13 protein-coding genes are annotated in these 20,212 nt (G+C 35.6%); all 13 read left to right on the forward strand.

Annotation, left to right across the window (positions count from 1 at the left end):
• On the forward strand, window positions 1–535 hold a 535-nt coding region (locus FNY66_RS09920), incomplete at its 5' end, for a transcriptional regulator (protein ID WP_229409491.1).
• Window positions 536–804: 269 nt separating this feature from the next.
• Window positions 805–1,257: an Hsp20/alpha crystallin family protein gene (locus tag FNY66_RS09925; RefSeq protein ID WP_150311040.1), complete on the forward strand. Its 453-nt coding sequence runs from the start codon at window positions 805–807 to the stop codon at window positions 1,255–1,257.
• Window positions 1,258–1,301: 44 nt separating this feature from the next.
• On the forward strand, window positions 1,302–1,634 hold the full coding sequence (locus FNY66_RS15940) for a tyrosine-type recombinase/integrase (RefSeq protein ID WP_267872933.1): 333 nt from the start codon (window positions 1,302–1,304) through the stop codon (window positions 1,632–1,634).
• Window positions 1,635–2,108: 474 nt separating this feature from the next.
• On the forward strand, window positions 2,109–2,561 hold the full coding sequence (locus FNY66_RS09935; RefSeq protein ID WP_150311042.1) for an Hsp20/alpha crystallin family protein: 453 nt from the start codon (window positions 2,109–2,111) through the stop codon (window positions 2,559–2,561).
• 117 nt (window positions 2,562–2,678) lie between these two features.
• Entirely contained in the window at window positions 2,679–3,035 is a 357-nt protein-coding gene (locus FNY66_RS09940) for a nucleotide pyrophosphohydrolase (protein ID WP_150311043.1), read from the forward strand.
• A gap of 298 nt (window positions 3,036–3,333) precedes the next feature.
• Window positions 3,334–5,247, forward strand: coding sequence for a hypothetical protein (locus FNY66_RS09945; RefSeq protein ID WP_150311044.1), 1,914 nt, complete (start codon window positions 3,334–3,336; stop codon window positions 5,245–5,247).
• A 171-nt stretch (window positions 5,248–5,418) separates the two neighbouring features.
• Window positions 5,419–6,549 (forward strand): hypothetical protein, encoded by a 1,131-nt coding sequence (locus tag FNY66_RS09950; protein ID WP_150311045.1) that lies wholly within the window; start codon window positions 5,419–5,421, stop codon window positions 6,547–6,549.
• A 51-nt stretch (window positions 6,550–6,600) separates the two neighbouring features.
• Complete coding sequence (locus tag FNY66_RS09955) at window positions 6,601–9,156, forward strand: type I restriction-modification system subunit M (protein ID WP_150311046.1); 2,556 nt, start codon at window positions 6,601–6,603, stop codon at window positions 9,154–9,156.
• A gap of 1 nt (window position 9,157) precedes the next feature.
• Window positions 9,158–10,411, forward strand: coding sequence for a restriction endonuclease subunit S (locus FNY66_RS09960; protein ID WP_150311047.1), 1,254 nt, complete (start codon window positions 9,158–9,160; stop codon window positions 10,409–10,411).
• 16 nt (window positions 10,412–10,427) lie between these two features.
• Window positions 10,428–13,664, forward strand: a complete 3,237-nt coding sequence (locus FNY66_RS09965) for a type I restriction endonuclease subunit R (protein ID WP_150311048.1) — start codon at window positions 10,428–10,430, stop codon at window positions 13,662–13,664.
• Between the two features lie 66 nt (window positions 13,665–13,730).
• Window positions 13,731–18,026 (forward strand): NACHT domain-containing protein, encoded by a 4,296-nt coding sequence (locus FNY66_RS09970; RefSeq protein WP_150311049.1) that lies wholly within the window; start codon window positions 13,731–13,733, stop codon window positions 18,024–18,026.
• A 222-nt stretch (window positions 18,027–18,248) separates the two neighbouring features.
• Complete coding sequence (kwaA, locus tag FNY66_RS09975; protein ID WP_150311050.1) at window positions 18,249–18,863, forward strand: anti-phage protein KwaA; 615 nt, start codon at window positions 18,249–18,251, stop codon at window positions 18,861–18,863.
• Entirely contained in the window at window positions 18,850–19,821 is a 972-nt protein-coding gene (gene kwaB, locus FNY66_RS09980; protein WP_150311051.1) for an anti-phage protein KwaB, read from the forward strand. Before kwaA ends, kwaB begins: the two co-directional genes overlap by 14 nt.
• Window positions 19,822–20,212: the final 391 nt, after the last annotated feature.

The raw sequence follows: 20,212 nt of genomic DNA on the forward strand, positions 1-20,212 counted from the left end.
AAAAACATATCCCGATATTGTAAGTGTCGTAAAAATGAGCGATTTATATAACATCAGTCTTGACCATCTTCTTAAGGAGGAAAGGCCGGTGTCAGATTATCTGAATTATCTTGAAGAAAGTACAAATACTGTAAGAAGCAGAAACAAGTTGTCTGCGATAATTCTAATTGTCGTGTATCTGGGGATATGGACGCTTTCACTTCTTTCATTCTGGATGTTTGACAGCGGTTCAGACGCCTTGGGATACAGCATTATGTATCTGTGGATATTGATGCCTGTCACTACATTTATTGTTTCCCTGATAATCGGTATAAATAATTATTGGGGACATAAGAAGTGGTTCATTGCGGCTGGTTTTGGAGTTATGTATATGCTTGCTGAGTATGGAACTTTCAGTGCAGCAAATATGATTTCATTTAGTAAGTTAAATGTTCCGGAATTTGTAATGATACCGATTGGCGCAGGGATTTCCTTGTTGGGAATGGGACTGGGGGCGGGAGTCAAGTATCTGGCCTCCCAAGTGAAAATGAAATGATAAAAGGGTATAAACTCCAAAAAAATAAAAATTAGCACTCAACACTTGACAGTGCTAACAACAAGTGCTATAGTACAACTAGAACAAAGGAGGAGGAACAAAAGGAACCGGTAAGCAGGAAACCTGATAGGTTCCGGAAAGAGTTTCAAATCCTCAGTTCCACTAGCTTGCGACACTTGAGACAACTTCAAGAGTGCTGATGGCAGCCGACCAAAGCGGCTCATAAAAATATGTTTCTGATGTTTCAATTATGAAAGGAGAAATGACTTATGTTAATGCCGAGTATTTTTGGAGAAAACTTATTTGATGATGACTGGATGGATTTTCCGTTTGAGAGAGACTTCTGGGGAAGAAAGAATCCGCTGTATGGTAAAAATGCAAAGAACATTATGAAGACAGATATTAAGGAGCATGATGGAGGATATGAACTGGATATCGATCTTCCGGGATTCAAGAAAGATGAGATCACGATCGATCTCGACAATGGTTACCTGACGATCTCTGCTGCAAAAGGTCTGGATAAAGACGAGCAGAATAAGCAGGGCAAATACATCCGCAGGGAGCGTTATGCAGGAGCAATGCAGAGAAGCTTCTATGTAGGCGATGCTGTAACAGAGGAAGATGTGAAGGCTAAATTCGAGGATGGTATCCTGAGGCTGAGCATTCCGAAGAAAGATGCAAAAGCCGTTGAGACGAAAAAGACCATCGCGATTGAGGGATGATCTTTCCTGAAAGGGCATAAAGCATAAGAGGGTCCGGTACGAAAGTGCCGGGCTTTTTACTTGTTAGGGCGAGGCCCTGTTTTCAAAGCTCCGTCAATTTTATACTGCTGGATATTGTAAAGACATACAATCAGGAAGAAAGGGAGCGGGCAAAGAGGGAAAGACGGAAGCCGGAAGAGATGCCTCATATTTCCGCTCACATCTTGAGGCATACCGCATGCACCCGTATGGCGGAGACAAATCTGGATATCAAGGTGGTTCAGTATGTGATGGGACATGCCAACATCAGTGCGACTATGGATGTTTACAATCACGTTACGGATCAGGAAAGGATTGTCCGGGAGATTGCCAAACTGGATGAAGTTCGGGTCATGTAATGCAGTCCGTCATGCACCTCATGAACTACGTTCATTCGGTCGCGGCTGTCGACGTATAGGTCCAAAACCGAGCGTGCCTTTATGTGAACAAGCTCCCAAAAGGCAACGCGATTTCGTCTCTGCATGGCTCGTAGTTTTCGCGGAAATGGTGTAAAAATGGTGTAGTAAGTCATTTTTGAAGCAAATTAAAAAGTTGTAAATGCTCAGAAAGCCCATAAAATCAAGCTTTTTTCAGGCATTCTAAAAATTTTAAAAAAATAGCACTCGACTATTGACAGTGCTAACAACAAGTGCTATAGTACAACTAGAACAAAAGAAGAGGAACAATAAGATCTGGCAATGAGTTTCTATTAGGTTCCGAATCCGGGTTCCCTGAAACCAACATCCAAGATAACATCGAGGGTGCTGATAAGACTGTGTAAGCAGTCCATAGATTATTTCAGAGATTCATATAAATGAAAGGAGAAATGACTTATGTTGATGCCTAGTATTTTTGGAGACAATTTATTTGATGATGACTGGATGGATTTCCCATTTGACAGAGACTTCTGGGGAAAGAAGAATCCGTTGTACGGCAAGAATGCCAATAGAGTGATGAAGACAGATATCCGTGAGTATGACAGAGGATATGAGCTGGATGTAGATCTTCCGGGATTTAAGAAAGATGAGATCAAGGTGGAGCTTGAGAATGGTTATCTGACCATTTCCGCTGCGAAAGGTCTCGATAAAGATGAGCAGGATAAGCAGGGCAAATACATCCGCAGGGAGCGTTATGCAGGAGCAATGCAGAGAAGCTTCTATGTAGGCGACGCTGTAACAGAGGAAGATGTGAAGGCTAAATTCGAGGATGGTATCCTGAGACTGAGCATTCCGAAGAAAGATGCAAAAGCCGTTGAGACGAAAAAGACCATTGCGATCGAGGGATGATCTTTCCCGAAAGGGCATAAAGAATAAGAGGGTCCGGTACGAAAGTGCCGGGCTTTTTTATGCTATACTTTAAGAGAAAGTATAATATTCGGTCTATAAAGAAAAAGGGAGATAATCATGAAGCAGGAGACAATTGAGCAAGTATTAAAATTCAGGGACGACAGAAACTGGAGAAAGTTCCATAATCCAAAAGATCTGGCTATATCCATTTGTCTGGAGGCAGCGGAGCTTCTGGAAGTCTTTCAGTGGAGCGCGGAAGATGTCCAGTGTGAAGATAAAAAGGATAAGATCAGGGAAGAACTGGCAGATGTATTGAATTACTGTGTTTTGATGGCGGATGAGTGCGGACTTGATATGGATGAAATTGTACTGGAGAAAATAAAGAAGAATGAGGGAAAATACCCGGTGGAAAAAGCATATGGGAGTAAAGAGAAATATACGGAGTTGAAGGGGAGGGAGTGGAAATTATCTTAATAAAAAAGCGGCTATTGTTATGCAAGGTAAGGGCCTACTATATAAAAAATGCACTCACTTCTTGACGTGAGCGTAAAAAGGACTGTGGAAGATAAGGTGGTAAAGGAAAATAGGAGATAGCGAAAAATATTTAGATTTGATAAAATTGAGATAAAAGTGAATTCTGTAATTAATAGAGCAAGTTTTAATTTCTGGGAGACTATAATGAGTTGATCTAAAATCAACAATAAGAAGTTGCATGATAAGGAAAAAGATGAAGCGACAATTCGTAATAAACAAAGAAATAAAGGGGAGTTAGATGAGAGTAGAATATGATGGTGTGAAATTTTATAGCGATTTTGACATGAGCTTAAGCTATAATTTTGATAAAGCAAGAAAGATTTTAGAACAATTTGAAAAAGACATTAAGTATACGAATGTTAATCAAATAATTGAACTGTATAATATATATAAGATATTTACATCAAAAAGCATTAAAGCTGAATATACACAACCGTATAATATAAAGGTAAAGCAACTTATACCTGTAGTTGCACGTTATTTTAGAGGAATTAGTGATACGTCATTTTTAAAGCAATATCATGTTGTCAGCGTAATTTATATAGATGATTTTTGGGAGCTATTTGATAAATTTAAGGTTTATGAGAATGTTTCTAGCGGCACCTTTAAAACTTTAATTAATGATCCAGAAACTACATTATATAATATCTTAAAATATAAAGACATTACACGGTACTATGATACTATTTTAGCAGAGTGTATGCGCAAATCTGATCAGACAGCAGAAATAATTATTGAAAAATTTTTGGAAAAGAAGACTCAAATTTCAGAAACTAATTGTTATATTCCGCCTTCATTAAAACCTGCTGAGTTTGAGGCGATTCTGGATAAATATATAGATTCTGAATATCCGCATATAGGAATGTTGCAATTGTTAGCTTCATCACAAAGTAGTGCAGAGTGTCCCATCAGTGACAAATTAAGGTTAAAAGCTAAGAGGGCAGCAGAAACTTATTTGCAGGAGCGTGTGGCTAATGGTGTTGGGATAAGTTATGGGATCGGAGTGATGTTTAGAGATTCTGATCAATTAATCTCAATGGAGGTCTCTAAATCAAATCAATATCAATTAACATATGACGCAAGTTGGATTCGAAATAATCAGGATTATCCAACACTTCTAAATAATTTTGTATATTTGTTTGAATATACGGATCTCCATTTTCGGTGTACTTTTCCTTCTGTCCGGTCGCAGCTTGGTATTTTTGAAAAGACGTTAGGCGTAAAAGGAATAAAAGAATATGAAATTGGAACTGCATTTCGTATATCAGACATGAAATCTTCTATTGAAATGAAGGGGTATACAGCGTTCATTTCAGGCTTTAATATTCATATTGAAGATATATATAAATGGTTTTTTACTGAATATTTAAAAGATGAATTTGGTGTCCATGGATTTATCTTCAATCCGCCATCGTATGAGCAATCTTTTTTAGAAAAATGTCGCAATCTTCCATCTGAGATGGATGGCATTCTAAAACAGTATAATTTATTTGTTCAATATGGTTCCATTGATCGGGAATTATTAGAAATGTCTTCTAATCCGGTGACATTTGATACATTACCATCAATGATAAATAACAAATATGTATATGCCAATAGCGCAGAGATAGAAAGGGAACAATTTTTGCTATTTTCTGATCAAAGTATGTTACATTATCTTCCCAACATCAAAAGATCGTTTAAAAATTTTTTTGAAGTACTATCATCTTGTGAAGTGAAAATTTCAGATTATCCAGAATGGGAAATTAATGATATTAGATGGTTGGAGAAGCGTGGAACTATTCATATAGATACAAGTGGTATGTTACATAGTATAGACTCGCGTGTAAGATTACTTCAAGATTTATATGATCATGATGTTGTATGTCCGACTTACTATAGAGATAAAGCGGAAATAGAGAAGCTTGTTTTAACTGGTGATTTACGATATGGGAATACTTTGTTTAGTATTCCGGAACAGAATTATTTGAATTTTATGCTTAATAAATCTGAATATAGTAATGGAAAGGATTTGAGAAATAGATACATACATAGTACTTATCCAATTGATGTACATCAACAAGAACAAGATTATATGTGTTTGCTTAAAATTATGGCTGTTATTATAATAAAAATTAATGAAGAATTGTGTTTGAAATATCCTGTAAATTGATAGTGGATATGTTAGAGTAATATATTACCGATAAAATTACTTTTGAGAAGGGCGTCCTTTTTGGGGATATTATTAATCGAATTATCAGAGGAACTTCGTGTTTTACAAAACGGTTGGACGAAATGGCATTACATAATGAATGGGGAAAGTATTTATGAGGAGAAATGAAAGATGGGAAAACTAAAGCAATGGTATTTTTATTACGGCGCTATTTTAACAGCTATTTTGGAGAAGAATCCAGATGTTTCTCCAAAGTTAATTGTTAATGAAGAATCAAAGCAGGTGTATAATATAGAAACGAAAGAATCGGATGCTGAATATATTATTTATTTTAAATATGCATCATGCAAAAAAGATACATATAGTGCATACAACAGTTGGGTATTCAACTTTACTGATGATGATAAGAATAGGCTGAGAAGATATTATAATGATGGAAAGCCTGTTTTTATATATTTGTTATGTTTAAAAACGAATCTTCAGAATAGTGAAATTGTAGTGTTGAAATATGATGAATATATCCAGATAAAAAATAAATCAGCTATAACTATCGGAGTACAACCAAACAAGAAAACCTTCTATTTATTTTCCGGTGCTTCTAAAGCAAGAGATGATGCTTTTCTGGTTAAAAGAAATCGGATTACTTATAGTTTTCAAAAATTATTATCGGATACATTTTGTAATGGTAGTAATATTAAAAAGGATGAAAAAACAACAAAAGTTCAGTATAAGAATATAAAATATGGTTCAGAAAAGGTAATACAAGAACAGCAATATGAGGATAGTAATATCTGCCCTGTATGTGGAGAAGGAATTTTGACTGTGTCACGAAGTGCGGATCGAATATATAATTTTCTGGCAAAAAAATGTAACAAATGTGGAACGATATATCTGCAAAAAGAGGATTATATAAAAATTTCAAGACAATACGGAGGGATCCCATTAAAAGATAATGTAAAGATTATGAATTGGAAACAAGAAGGATATGAAGGATACAGTGTGAATATTCCCCGAAAATCGTTACATGATCAGAAGGCAGTTGATGTGACGGAAAAGGCTAATTTAATCTATGTACTACCTCATAATAACAATATATGTCCAGTCCATCATAAGAAAATGGAAATAAGAACAATAGATCTTGGTAAGCATATAAAAGATACAGTGTATTATTGTAATGCTTGTAATAAATTATATGTTGAACAATGTAGGGAAAGCGAGCTGAATGGATTTTTGAAAAGTAAAAGAGCATTATCAAAATATAAAATTGTTTGTGACGATAAGAGTGCTAAGCGTAAAAATTAAGAATAGCTTACTTTGAACTGCACGGAAAATGATATAAGGAGACAAAAGAATATGAACAAACAACAATTAGCTGCGAAAATTTGGGAGTCAGCCAATAAAATGCGCTCTAAAATCGAGGCAAATGAATATAAAGACTATATTTTGGGGTTCATTTTTTACAAATTTCTTTCTGAAAAAGAAGTGAAATATCTCAAAGAGAACGACTGGACAGAAGAGTATCTCCCGGAACTTACAGAGGATGACGATGAAACAGTAGGAAGTGTCCAGAAAAATATAGGTTACTTTATTTCGTATGAGCATTTGTTTTCTACATGGATTGAAAAAGGAAACGATTTCAGCGTACAGGATGTAAGAGATGCACTGTCAGCGTTCAACCGTCTGATTAACTCAACCCACAAGAAAGTGTTTGAAGGTATTTTTGACACTCTTCAGACAGGCCTTTCCAAGCTTGGAGATAGTGCTGCTTCACAGTCAAAAGCTATTAGCGATTTAATACAGCTTATTAAAGATATTCCTATGGATGGCAGGCAGGACTATGATGTTTTGGGCTTTATATATGAATACCTGATCAATATGTTTGCTGCAAACGCAGGGAAAAAAGCGGGAGAGTTTTACACACCACATGAGGTATCCCTGCTTATGTCTGAAATTGTGGCAAATCATCTGAAAGGCAGAACCGAAATTAAAATATATGATCCGACAAGTGGTTCTGGTTCGCTGCTTATCAATATCGGTAAGAGTGTAGCTAAATTTATGGAAAATGAAAACAACATCAAATATTACGCTCAGGAATTAAAACAAAATACATATAACTTAACGCGTATGAATTTAGTTATGCGTAATATTTTGCCGGATAATATCGTTACAAGGAATGCCGATACATTAGAAGATGATTGGCCATTTTTCGAGGACAGCGATCCAGTTGGAACATACAATTTATTGCCGGTAGATGCAGTCGTATCAAATCCACCATATTCGCAAAACTGGAATCCGGCAGACAAAGAAACCGACCCTCGTTATGCTGATTATGGACTTGCGCCTAAAGGGAAAGCAGATTATGCATTTTTACTGCATGATCTTTATCATGTTAAAAACGACGGAATTATGACAATTGTTCTTCCGCATGGTGTGTTATTCAGAGGCGGTGATGAGGGAGAAATTCGCAGAAACTTGATCGAAAAAGATAAAATTGATGCCATTATCGGTCTACCTGCAAATATTTTTTATGGCACCGGTATTCCAACCATTATTATGGTATTAAAACAAAAACGTCCTGACAATGATGTTTTAATTATTGATGCTTCAAAGGGATTTGTGAAAGAAGGGAAGAACAATAAGCTTCGAGCCTGTGATATTAAAAAGATTGTAGATGTGGTGGCAAATCGAGAGAGTGTAGCGCATTTTTCAAAAGTTGTAAGTAAAGAAGAAATCAGACAAAATGACTATAGCCTGAATATTCCGAGATATGTAGACTCATCAGAAAAAGCAGAGCACTGGGACATCTATGCCTCAATGTTTGGTGGCATTTCTATGTCTGAATTAGACGAGATGAGAGAATACTGGAGAGCATTTCCCAATCTAAAAGAAGCATTATTTGAGCAGACATCTTCTGACTATTGTAAGCTTACCACTGATGACGTGAAGACGGCTATTAAACAGCATAGTGATGTCTCGGCATTCAAAAATCAATATACCAACGTGTTTAATGGCATTGAAGATTATTTATATCATCAACTTATTGAGAATATGGAGACACTAAATATTTCTCGAACAGAGCAGATTTTAGCTGATGATATTTTTTCCAGATTATCAAATATTCAATTGATTGATAAATACGAAGCATATCAACTCCTTGATGATGGCTGGAATAAAATTGCAGTTGATCTGGAAATGATTCAAACGGAAGGTTTTGAAGCGGTAAAAAAAGTTGATCCCAATATGGTTCTTAAAAAGAAAAAGGGGAAGGATGAGGAAGTGCAGGATGGTTGGATCGGCCATATTTTACCGTTTGATCTTGTTCAGAACGTTTTACTGATTGACACTAAAAATGTATTGAAAGATAAAGAAAACCGATTATCTGAGATTGGATCCGAATATGAAGCACTTATTGATTCTTTAACCGAAGAGGAAAAAGAAGCAGATTTTATAAACGATGCAAAAGACAGTTTTGTTGCCACAGAGCTGAAAAAGGCATTAAAATCTGACAGCATTGATTCTGAAACAATGGAAAAACTGCGTGCTGCAAATACTATTATTGCAGAAGAAAAAGCATTGAAAGCAGAAATTAAAAAGCTCTCTGCAGAGTTAGAAAGCAAAACGAAAGAAACGATTGAAAGTCTTACAGACGACCAAGCGATAGAGCTTTTAAAAGAAAAATGGAGTGTTCCACTCATTGAAAGTATTATGAAATTGCCGGATAATATTGTAAATGACCTGGTTTCTAAAATAGACTGCCTTGCTAAAAAGTATGAAACAACCTTTGAACAAGTGGAAACAGAAATAGCAGAAACAGAAAAATCACTGTGTTCAATGATAGATGAGCTTTGCGGTAACAAATTTGATATGTTAGGTCTAAATGAATTAAAAAAACTGCTTGGAGGTGAATGATATGGAACAAAACAAAAAAACACCTCAAGTTAGATTTAAAGGATACAATGATGCTTGGGAACAGCGTAAGGTCGGTGAATTGGTTGTTAAGCATAACGCGGGAATATATATAAGTAAAGAGGATTATGGATCGGGAACCAATGTCATAGGAGTAGGAAACATTTATGATAACGATATTTTTGATGGCGAAATTTATAAATTAGGTCCTGTGAGTGATAGTAAGTTTTTGCTTGAAGAAAATGACTTGGTTTATGGAGAATCATCACTAGTTCCTGAGGGAATTGCACGAACTGTCTGTGTGGGGAAAAACGGCGCGGGTAGTGCATTTGCGTGGCACACAAGGAGGGTTAAAGTAAATCAAAACAACGTTAATTCTCATTTTGCCACATTAGAATTAAACTATCATCCAGAAGTAAGAAAATATCTTATGAGTGTTTCAACACAAACTGCATTAACAGGAATGACAACAGAAGGATATTTTGGTGCTACATTGCTGCTTCCAACAGTAGAAGAACAGAATAAAATAAGCTCTTTGTTCAAGAGAATCGACCACCTCATCACCCTTCACCAGCGTAAGTATGACAAATTGATCAATGTGAAACAGGCAATGTTGGAAAAGATGTTTCCGAAAAATGGTTCTTTGTATCCGGAAATCAGATTTGAAGGATTTACTGACGCTTGGGAACAGCGTAAGTTAGGAAAACTGGGTACATTAAAGAATGGAATGAACTTTTCGCAGGAAGCAATGGGCGTTGGATTTCCGTTTGTTAATTTACAAAATATATTTGGAAATAATGTGATCAATGTCAATGATTTAGGGTTGGCAATGGCATCGGAAGCACAATTAAAAGATTACAATTTACTTGAAGGAGATGTTTTATTTGTAAGGTCATCTGTAAAATTAGAGGGGGTTGGAGAGGCTGCCCTAGTTCCAATAAACCTTGAAAATACAACATATTCTGGATTTATTATTAGATTTCGGGATGAATATGGATTGGATAAAAATTTCAAGAGATTTATTTTTTGCATAGATTCTATTAGAAGTCAAATCATGTCACAGGCAACCAATAGTGCGAATAAAAATATAAGCCAATCCGTATTGGAAAACCTTGATTTGAAGATACCGTGTAAAAATGAGCAAGTAAAAATTGGAAAGTATTTTTCCAACCTCGATTACCTCATCACCCTTCACCAACGTAAGTTAAAGAAGTTAAAAAATATAAAAAAATCTTGCCTTGAAAAAATGTTTGTTTAAAAAAGGGGGAATTTAAGTGGCTTTTGACAAAGAAGCAGCTTTTGAACAGGCTGTTATAAATTTGTTGTCTAAAAATGGTTGGAGCGATAATGTTCTGAAAAATTATAGCGAGCAAGATCTGTTGAGAAACTGGGCAAATATTCTTTTTGAAAACAACAAAGACATTGACAGACTGAATAATTGTCCTCTTACTGACAGCGAGATGCAGCAGATTATAGAGCAGATTGAGGCTTTAAAAACTCCTTTGAAGTTAAACGGATTTATTAACGGGAAAAGTGTGTCTGTTGTAAGGGATAATACGGACGATACACTGCACTTGGGGAAAGAGGTAAGCCTTAAAATATATGACCGCAGAGAAATAGCGGGCGGTGACAGTTGTTATCAAATTGTACAGCAGCCTAAGTTTCCTACTAAATCAAAAATATTAAATAACCGCCGTGGAGATTTAATGCTCTTAATTAACGGTATGCCGGTAATACATATTGAATTGAAAAAAAGCGGGATTCCTGTCAGTCAGGCATATCATCAAATAGAAAAATATTCTCATGAGGGTGTTTTTACAGGCTTATTTTCATTAGTACAGATTTTTGTTGCAATGACACCGGAAGAAACTGTATATTTTGCAAACCCTGGTATAGAGGGGGAGTTTAATCCTGACTACTATTTCCATTGGGCAGATTTTAATAATGAGCCCATCAATCAGTGGAATAAAATCGTCTCTACCATGCTTTCTATTCCTATGGCCCATCAGTTGATAGGCTTTTACACTGTTGCAGATGATTCTGACGGAGTATTAAAGGTTATGCGTAGTTACCAGTATTATGCGGCAAGTGCCATTTCTGATAAGGTGGCGAAAACTAAATGGGATGAAAAAAATCAGCTTGGCGGATTTGTATGGCATACGACAGGTTCGGGCAAAACAATGACAAGTTTTAAATCGGCACAGTTGATTGCAAGCTCTAAAGATGCTGACAAAGTTGTATTTTTAATGGACAGAATAGAACTGGGAACACAGTCATTAAAGGAATATAGAGGATTTGCAAATGAAAATGAGGACGTTCAGGAAACTGAAAATACAGGTGTGCTTATTACAAAATTAAAAAGCAGTAATCCGGCAGATACGCTGATCGTAACCTCTATTCAAAAGATGAGCAATATCAAAGATGAGGACGGTGGCCTGAACGCAGAAGATATTGAAAAGATAAATCAAAAGCGTATCGTATTTATTGTGGATGAGGCGCATCGATCTACATTTGGTGATATGCTGATCACCATAAAAAACACCTTCCCAAAGGCAATTTTCTTTGGCTTTACAGGTACACCAATTCACGAGGAAAATCAAAAGAAAAAGAATACCACAACAACAGTATTTGGAAACGAACTTCATAGATACAGTATTGCGGATGGAATACGTGATAAAAATGTTTTAGGTTTTGATCCGTATAAAGTGATGACTTTTAAGGATAAAGATGTGCGGAAGGCAGTTGCTTTAGAAAAGGCAAAAGCAGAAACGGAGCAGGAGGCAATAGCAGACCCCAAAAAGAGTAAGGTATATTATAAATATATGGATTCTGTTAAAGTGCCGATGGCAGGGTATAAGGACGAGCTTGGCGGATATGTAAAAGGAATTGAGGACTATCTTCCTAATTCTCAATATCGAACAGAGGAACATATTAATGCTGTAGTAAAAGACATATTGGAAAACTGGGTAACACTCAGTCATAACGGTAAATTTCACGCAATTTTTGCAACAAGCAGTATTCCGGAAGCGATAAATTATTATTGTGTGATAAAAGATGCAATTTCTGATTTAAAGGTAACCGCTTTGTTTGATCCGAATATTGATAATAATGGTGGTGCTGTATATAAAGAAGAAGGGTTGGTTAAAATTATCGAAGATTATAATGCTCGTTACAGGCAAAGCTTCACGATTCCTACATTTGCGAAAATGAAAAAGGATATTGCAGCACGTCTGGCACACAAAAAACCTTATGAACGAATAGAGAGAGAACCGGACAAGCAAATAGATCTGCTTATTGTGGTAGATCAAATGTTGACCGGTTTTGATTCAAAATGGGTTAATACTCTTTATCTGGATAAAATGCTTGAATATGAAAATATTATACAGGCATTTTCTCGTACAAATCGTTTGTTTGGTCCGGATAAGCCGTTTGGTACCATCAAATATTACCGCAGGCCACATACAATGGAGAAAAACATTGAAGCAGCAGTAAAGCTGTATTCCGGCGAAAAGCCATGGGGATTATTTGCACAGCATCTTCCTGAGAATTTGAAAGCTATGAACGATATTTTTGAAGAAATATCTTCACTGTTTTCAAATGCAGGTATCAATAACTTTGAAAAACTACCGGAAGACATTACCGTATGTAGAAAATTTGCAAAGTGTCTAAAAGAATTAAATGAACATTTAGAGGCTGCCAAAATTCAAGGTTTTAGATGGGATGTATCAAGCTATCAAGATGAGGAATCGGGCGAAGTCATAGATATGCTTTTCGATGAGCGATTGTATTTAGTTTTGGTTTTGCGTTATAAGGAGTTGTCGTCAGGAGAAGGCGTATCAGGTGGCAGTGATGATGTTCCTTATGACCTTGTGAGTTATATTACGGAAATTGATACAGGAGTAATCGATTCAGACTATATGAATTCCCGTTTTGAAAAGTATATGAAACTGCTGCAGTTAGATGGCGCGACACAGGCGTCGATCGAGCAAGCTGAGGCGGAACTGCATAAAACATTTGCCATGCTTTCACAAGAGGAGCAAAAATATGCTGATATTTTCTTGCACGATATACAGCGAGGGGATGTACAGGTAGAAGCAGGAAAAACCTTTAGAGATTATATTACAGAATATTTGGCAAAAGCAAAAAATGATCAAGTTCATAGAATTTCGTCTGTTTTAGGTTTAAATGAAACTATGCTTCGAAACATGATGAGTCTAAAGTTGAATGTGAATAATATTAATGAATTTGGACGTTTTGATGAGTTAAAAAAGACGGTTGATAAATCAAAAGCAAGGCAATATTTTGAGGCAATAGAAGGAAGAAAAATAATACCGCCTAAGGTGAATGTTAAAGTGGATAATTTACTTAGAGAGTTTATCTTATCTGATGGTGTAGATATTATATTGCCAACGGATAGGGATAATGAAAAAATCAATTATCTGGAATATTATCCTAACTTCGAAGATCTGCCGATGGTTGCTGAAGGTAAAGTGGAGTATGGTGATAAGTAATGGCACCAAGAGACTATATGAATGGGATACGGTTGGAGTACATTAAGATGTAGAGGAAAGTAAACTATGGCAGCAGGACAAATTACGTGGGAACGCTTCATCACGAACAACAATGATGCACGTGGAGTCAGATATAAATTTGAAGATTTGAGCAGACAATTATTTACATATGAATTTCTTTCTCAAAATAAGCTGTTCAAATATGTTCATAGTAATCCAAATAATCCAGGAATCGAATCAGAACCTATATTGGATGAAGTAAATAACAGATATATTGGATACCAAGCAAAATTTTTTGATGGTAATGCTGATTACGATCAAATCAAAGAGTCAGCACAACAAGCAGTTAAGTATTATAAAGGAAAGTTAGACTGTATTTATTTATTCTGTAATAAGCCTCTTACAACTACCTGTGATAGTTATATGAGCATTGAAAAATTGTTAAACGATGCTGGTATTGAATTACAGCCGATAACAGATACAACCATACTCGATCTTGTTAGAAAATATCCGTTTTTGGGGAAATACTACTTTGATGATCATGGTATTTCACGTGAGTGGTTTGTAAATAAGGCATCTACAACAGTTAAAATTCTCGGGGAACGTTTTAATGCTGATTTTAATGTAGATACAGAGGCCGCAAGAAATCTATCTATTTTTTTGCAAGATCAGAGCGCCTTGGATTATTACAATAATAAAAAAAGCAAGCTTATTGAAGAAATCGCTTCATTACGATGGGAACTTGATGATTTATACAGATATGCTCGTAAACTTTCCGAATTTATTGTCACAATACCGGATGTGAAGTTTGATTGCATTCATGATGTTGAAAACTGGAAAGGAATGATTTCTACAGCATTCGAACAGGATTTGACCGAAATAGAAACAAAAATTGCGGATGTACAACTTGAGTATGAAGAAATAAAAGGCAGCAACAAAAATAAGGAGGCTGAATTAAAAAGAAAAGAGGGGAAATTAAATAAACTTAGAAATTTGTTTTATCGGTTAGAATTATCTGAAACTGAGCGGAATCTGCTTAATAATAAGATTCTGATAGTTGAAGGAAAAGCAGGCATTGGCAAGACACAACTGTTTGCAAACGAAGCGATTTCGTTACTTAATGCAAACGAGGATGCTTTGTTAATCCTTGGAAGTGATTGTCTTTCTGATATTAATATATTTGAACAGTTAAAGAATAATTTGAGATTGGATTTTGATTTTGAGGATCTTATCGATATTTTGGAAGTAATTGGAGAAACAAATGGAAAGATAGTACCAATCCTGATCGATGCATTAAATGAAAGCTGGAAACCACAATTGTGGAAATTTGTTTTGCCTGTATTGCACAAAAAAGTAAGTGATAAGAACTATGTCCGCTTGGCTGTTTCGTTTAGAAGTGAATATCAGAAATCAATCCTTCCAGAACGATTTCTTGAATTGGATAATGTTACGAAAATAGAGCATAGGGGATTCAGAAACAATCCATTTGAGGCTGCAAAACAATTCCTTGATCATTATGGAATACAGTTTACTCCATTACATATGTTCACTTCTAATATTGACAATCCGTTATTTTTAACACTGTATTGTAAAACATATCAAGGCGATGAAGTGGAACTGCCAACATTGTATGAGCGTCTTTTAGAAAAGGCAAACGATAAGCTTTATATGGAGAAGGCAAAACTAATTGAGGCAGCGGGTTACGATCAATCAGATAATATAGTTCTGCCTATAGTGGAAGCTATATCTAAACAGACTCTGCTTACAGGCAAGCGCCATTTTGAAAAAAGTGAGATTGAATCGATACCAATTTGGAACTCATTGGGATTGACAGCCAGACCACTTATTACGCAGCTCATACGGGAAAATATTCTTCATGACTATGAAGCCGATGGGAAAAACTATGTGTATTTTTCGTTTGATCAGATGAATGACTATTTTTCGGCAAAGACAATTTTTTCAATGTTTCAGACTGAAGAAGAAATTAGAAAATATGTTTATGAAAATGTGTTGGGCATTGTTGATGGAGAATTTAAAAACTGGGGAAGCGAAGATCTGTTTGTACATGTTTGTGCCTTGTATGCTGAAAAGTTCGGAAAAGAATGTATAGATATTATACAATCTATAAATGATGAATCGGCTAGGGGGGATTTATTTAGAGCATATATTGAATCTTTTGAGTGGAGAAGTAAAATCTATTTATCTGTTTCAGAATTGTTGGAACTCTGTAATGAGTATTCTATAGCCCCGTCTGTTTTATGGAATGCCTTTATAAGCAATTCGGTAAAACAAGGTCATCTATTGAATGCAGATGCCTTATACGATGTATTAAGGCGATATCCACTTGCCACAAGAGATTATCTTTGGACAACATTTATTAATGGAATAAGTTCAGGTGATGAGCGTATTGTTCAGTTAATTGAAATTTATAATAAAGGCGAAGCTCTTGAGGTTTCTGATAAAGAACAAATCAGACTATTACTAATTCTCTTCTCGTGGGTACTTACTTCTTCGAATCGCTGGCTTCGAGACACAGTGTCCAAGGCTATGATTGAAATTTTAAGGGATCATTTTGAGTATACGGAGTATCTTTTGAAATTGTTTTCAGATGTAAATGATCCTTATGTGATTCAAAGACTTTATGGGATTACGTTTGGAGCTTGCGTAAAGCGTAATTGTGAAGATAAGGTAATATTTAAGTCGTTGGTTTGTTTTGCGTTTGAGGACATCTTTAATAAGGATACTGTATATCCGGATATTTTGTTGAGAGATTATGCAAGACTTATCATAGAACGGTATTTGATGGAGTATCCAGATGAACTTCATAATTATGAAGTTGAAAAAATAAAACCACCATATAAATCAATACCGATTCCGGATATAGATGATCAAAAATATTCGGATAAAGACTTTAAAAATGGCTTATTTTATATTCAGAATTCTATGCGATTCGAAGGAATCGGTATGTATGGGGATTTTGGAAGATACGTTTTCCAAAGTGCGTTACGAAATTTTGAGGTAGATGACTACAAAATATTCAATTATGCCATGTATTATATCATTAATGAACTGGGGTATCAGGGAGAATTATTCGATGATTATGATAGATTTGTGAATGGCTTCGCATACGACAGACACCGTGTGTTAAAGGTGGAACGTATTGGAAAGAAATATCAGTGGATTGCTATGTATAATATCTTAGCTCGAATCTCAGATTATTATCCTATGAGGAATCGGTATTCAATGGAAGAAGAGATGGTATCATACGATGGCCCATGGGAACCTTATGTAAGAGATTTCGATCCAACGCTGAATGAACATAATTTATTTTGTGATGATGCCCCTTATTTCCCGCAAATTAATGATCATATGAGAGAGTCTGTTCAAGAAAATAATTGTGCTAAAGATGATTCTGCATTTGATGAAGATATATGGACGAATTCTAGCCCGATTTTTTTTAGACATCAGAAAGACGACTTATTATTAACCGATGATAGAGGAAGTCAATGGGTTGTTCTGTCTAAATATGCCGATTCCGGTAAAAATGATCTGGCATATGACAAACTACTGGTCTGGAATTGGTTGTATGGATATTTTGTTACGGATGAACAATTGGCTATATTAAAAGAGTATGCAGGAAAAAATGTGGATCTACGTAATAGTGATATCAATTGGCTTCCAGAAACGTATACCCTATATAATAGAGAGTATCCATGGTCAAGTGGTAGCAAATCTGTGTTAAAATGGCAATGGAAAAATATTGAATTAAGAACCGGTGAAACAAAATTGGTTACTAGAACAATTGAAGAGCCACGGTTTTCTCGGATAGATGCATTGTGGAAGAAGTACTTAGGTGAAGCTGAAGATGAGGAAGCAGAGTTTGAATCAGAAATGGAGTTAGATGAAGACTTTGAAATTCCGACCGTTACAAAAATATACACAGAAGAAGAACCAGTAACAATAGACTTGGGGCAAGCGCTAAATACTACGCAAGACTTATTATGGGAGGAAGAATATGATGCATCTAAAGAAGATGCCATTTCGTATTCCCATCCATGTGCAGAAATCATTAATACATTGGATCTTAGGCAAAAGAAATATGATGGGTATTATTACGATAAGACAGGTGTGCTTATAGCTTTTGATACTGATTTGACAAAACAAAAAGCTGGATTGATTATTCGGAAAGATGCTTTGGACAAATTCTTAGAAATTAGGAAGTTTCATCTTGTATGGTTTATAAATGCCTCTAAAGAGATACATGACAAAACGCTTATGATTACCAAGTTCACAGATTGGACTGGATTATTGGAATATACAGGTGATTCTGTACAGGGAGACTATTATATTATAGAATCTTGATATTGGTGTGTAAATACTGGTGGAATGTGGGCTTAGCCTTGTGCCATCAGAGTCTGTAAAACTTTATTGAATGGAACAGCAAAATTAACAATAGAATTACTGTTTATTTTCATGTCTAATTATTATATTATTACAACATGAAAGTAAAACTGTTAATAGAGATTTTGAGAAAGGTTATCCTTGAAGACAGATTTGACATAGCTTGAACAGGGGGGCGGTGATATGGAAAACAGGCAGAAAATCCGTGAAAAAGATACAGGTATAAAGCTCCGATTTTATTTTATGTCGTTATGGCTTTTGTTTGTTTTGATTTTTCTATTAACTATTGATATACCAATAAGTTTCGCTAAAGATGCGCACTTCATAGGTATTATGCCGTTGTTGGAGAAAAACTGGCTTGCTTTTTCTTCTTTGTTACTCGCAATTCTGGGATGGATTGTTGCATCTGGTGAGAAACGAAGATGGGCAGGAGTTTCAAATCCGCCATACAAGATCAAATCTATTAAAAATGAAAATTATGAATATTTGACTTTTCTCACTACCTATATAATTCCTCTGATTTGTATCGACTTGACTAAGATTCGTTATGTGTTTGTTCTTGTTGTACTGTTAGTATTATTTGGCTTTATTTTTATTCGAATGGATTTGTATTGTGGCAATCCTACTCTTGCACTCATGGGGTATAGGCTATATCGAGCAGAAATAGAAGGAGTTGATGCTCCTGATGGAGTGATTTTAATATCAAAAAATCGTCTGCTGAAGGAGTCATCCATAAAATGGATTCCTATAGATAAATATGTTTGGATAGCAAAGGAGATAATAAATGACATCGGATGAATTAAAAAATGCAGTGTCTACTGTATTAGAACAACCACATTATACACAATTATATTTGATACTTAAGATAAATAATGAGTTAGTTATGCGTTTGGCTGACATAGAAGATGAAGAAACTGCACCGGAAATTCAGAATATGTTTGAAGGATTTTTGAATACGACTATTATTTCTAATGAAGATATGGTAATTCGGGATCTTTCTGTAGCGGATGAGTCTCCTAATGTAATATATCAATATGATTACGATAGTTATCCACAAGAACTGGGATTATTTAGGCAGTTTGAAATTGTTGAAGCGATTAAATCGCCTCATTTCAATTTTGAGACAGATGATCTGAGTCATTTGTTTGGTTACATAATTTATCTCGGTTCGATGCAAAAGGGTATTGTATTGTTTAAAAAGCACTATCCTATTTCTTTGATAAAGCGAGAAAGCTTTTTGTTGGGGGCTATTAAAAGCAAGGAAAGATTTGAAAGATTGCCGGGGGAAGATATTATCCGCTTAAATAATGACGTACAACTTTTGCGATTGGGCGAGACAGTATTTGTGTTTGATTTAAGAGTGTTGGAACACAATATGGGCTTTTCGGCTCTTATGCAGCAAACGGCTATAGAGACAGTTGAGGCAATCGAAGAATTGGATATTCTTGATGATATTGAGGTGTTGAGAGATACACTTGAGGATTTATCTTTTGCACGTAAACTTTCTAAAGTAAAAAAATCCTCTGCTATTTTTAAGTTAGGGATTACAAAAGATACTATTGTTGAATTTACTAAAACGACACCAGCGCTTGTCGGAAAGTTCAAATATAGTAATGATGGAGCGAAGATTAGATTAGATTCAAAAAAATCTAAACTGGCGTTTTTGAAGTTGTTGAATGATTCGTTCTTACATTCTGAGCTAACGGAACAGTATTATGAAGCATCTGCGAAAGATAACATTACTCAAAATGCTTGATAATCGATGTGGGGTTTATCCTTTGTATATATGGAACTATGTCACCAAGGAGCCGGAAGCATATCCAAATGAAAGTAAGTGTCAATCAAGCCTGCCCTCATGTGAGAAACACCCATCGGGCAGGCTGAAACTCTTCTTAAATGGCTCGTAGGTTGCATGGAAAGTGGTGTGGAAATGGTGTGAATTTGGTGTAGTAAGCCTTTTTTCGGAAGAACTGAGAATTTGTAAATCGACGGAAAGCCTGTAAAAATAGACTTTTTAAGGCTTTTCCAAAAAATATTTTTAAATTAGCACGCACCTTTTGATAGTGCTAACAATTAAGCGCTATAGTACAACTAGAACGAAAAGAAGAGGAACAAAACGGAACAACAATGAGTTCCGTTTTGTTCCG

This window comes from Mediterraneibacter catenae, assembly GCF_008691045.1.
In the GTDB taxonomy this organism is placed as follows: domain Bacteria; phylum Bacillota; class Clostridia; order Lachnospirales; family Lachnospiraceae; genus Mediterraneibacter; species Mediterraneibacter ornithocaccae.

Excerpts from the sequence above, each read along its gene's own strand:
- FNY66_RS09925 (WP_150311040.1), top strand. The coding sequence starts at position 805 with ATGTTAATGCCGAGTATTTTTGGAGAAAACTTATTTGATGATGACTGG.
- FNY66_RS09935 (WP_150311042.1), top strand. The coding sequence starts at position 2,109 with ATGTTGATGCCTAGTATTTTTGGAGACAATTTATTTGATGATGACTGG.
- FNY66_RS09940 (WP_150311043.1), top strand. The coding sequence starts at position 2,679 with ATGAAGCAGGAGACAATTGAGCAAGTATTAAAATTCAGGGACGACAGA.
- FNY66_RS09945 (WP_150311044.1), top strand. The coding sequence starts at position 3,334 with ATGAGAGTAGAATATGATGGTGTGAAATTTTATAGCGATTTTGACATG.
- FNY66_RS09950 (WP_150311045.1), top strand. The coding sequence starts at position 5,419 with ATGGGAAAACTAAAGCAATGGTATTTTTATTACGGCGCTATTTTAACA.
- FNY66_RS09955 (WP_150311046.1), top strand. The coding sequence starts at position 6,601 with ATGAACAAACAACAATTAGCTGCGAAAATTTGGGAGTCAGCCAATAAA.
- FNY66_RS09960 (WP_150311047.1), top strand. The coding sequence starts at position 9,158 with ATGGAACAAAACAAAAAAACACCTCAAGTTAGATTTAAAGGATACAAT.
- FNY66_RS09970 (WP_150311049.1), top strand. The coding sequence starts at position 13,731 with ATGGCAGCAGGACAAATTACGTGGGAACGCTTCATCACGAACAACAAT.
- kwaA (WP_150311050.1), top strand. The coding sequence starts at position 18,249 with ATGGAAAACAGGCAGAAAATCCGTGAAAAAGATACAGGTATAAAGCTC.
- kwaB (WP_150311051.1), top strand. The coding sequence starts at position 18,850 with ATGACATCGGATGAATTAAAAAATGCAGTGTCTACTGTATTAGAACAA.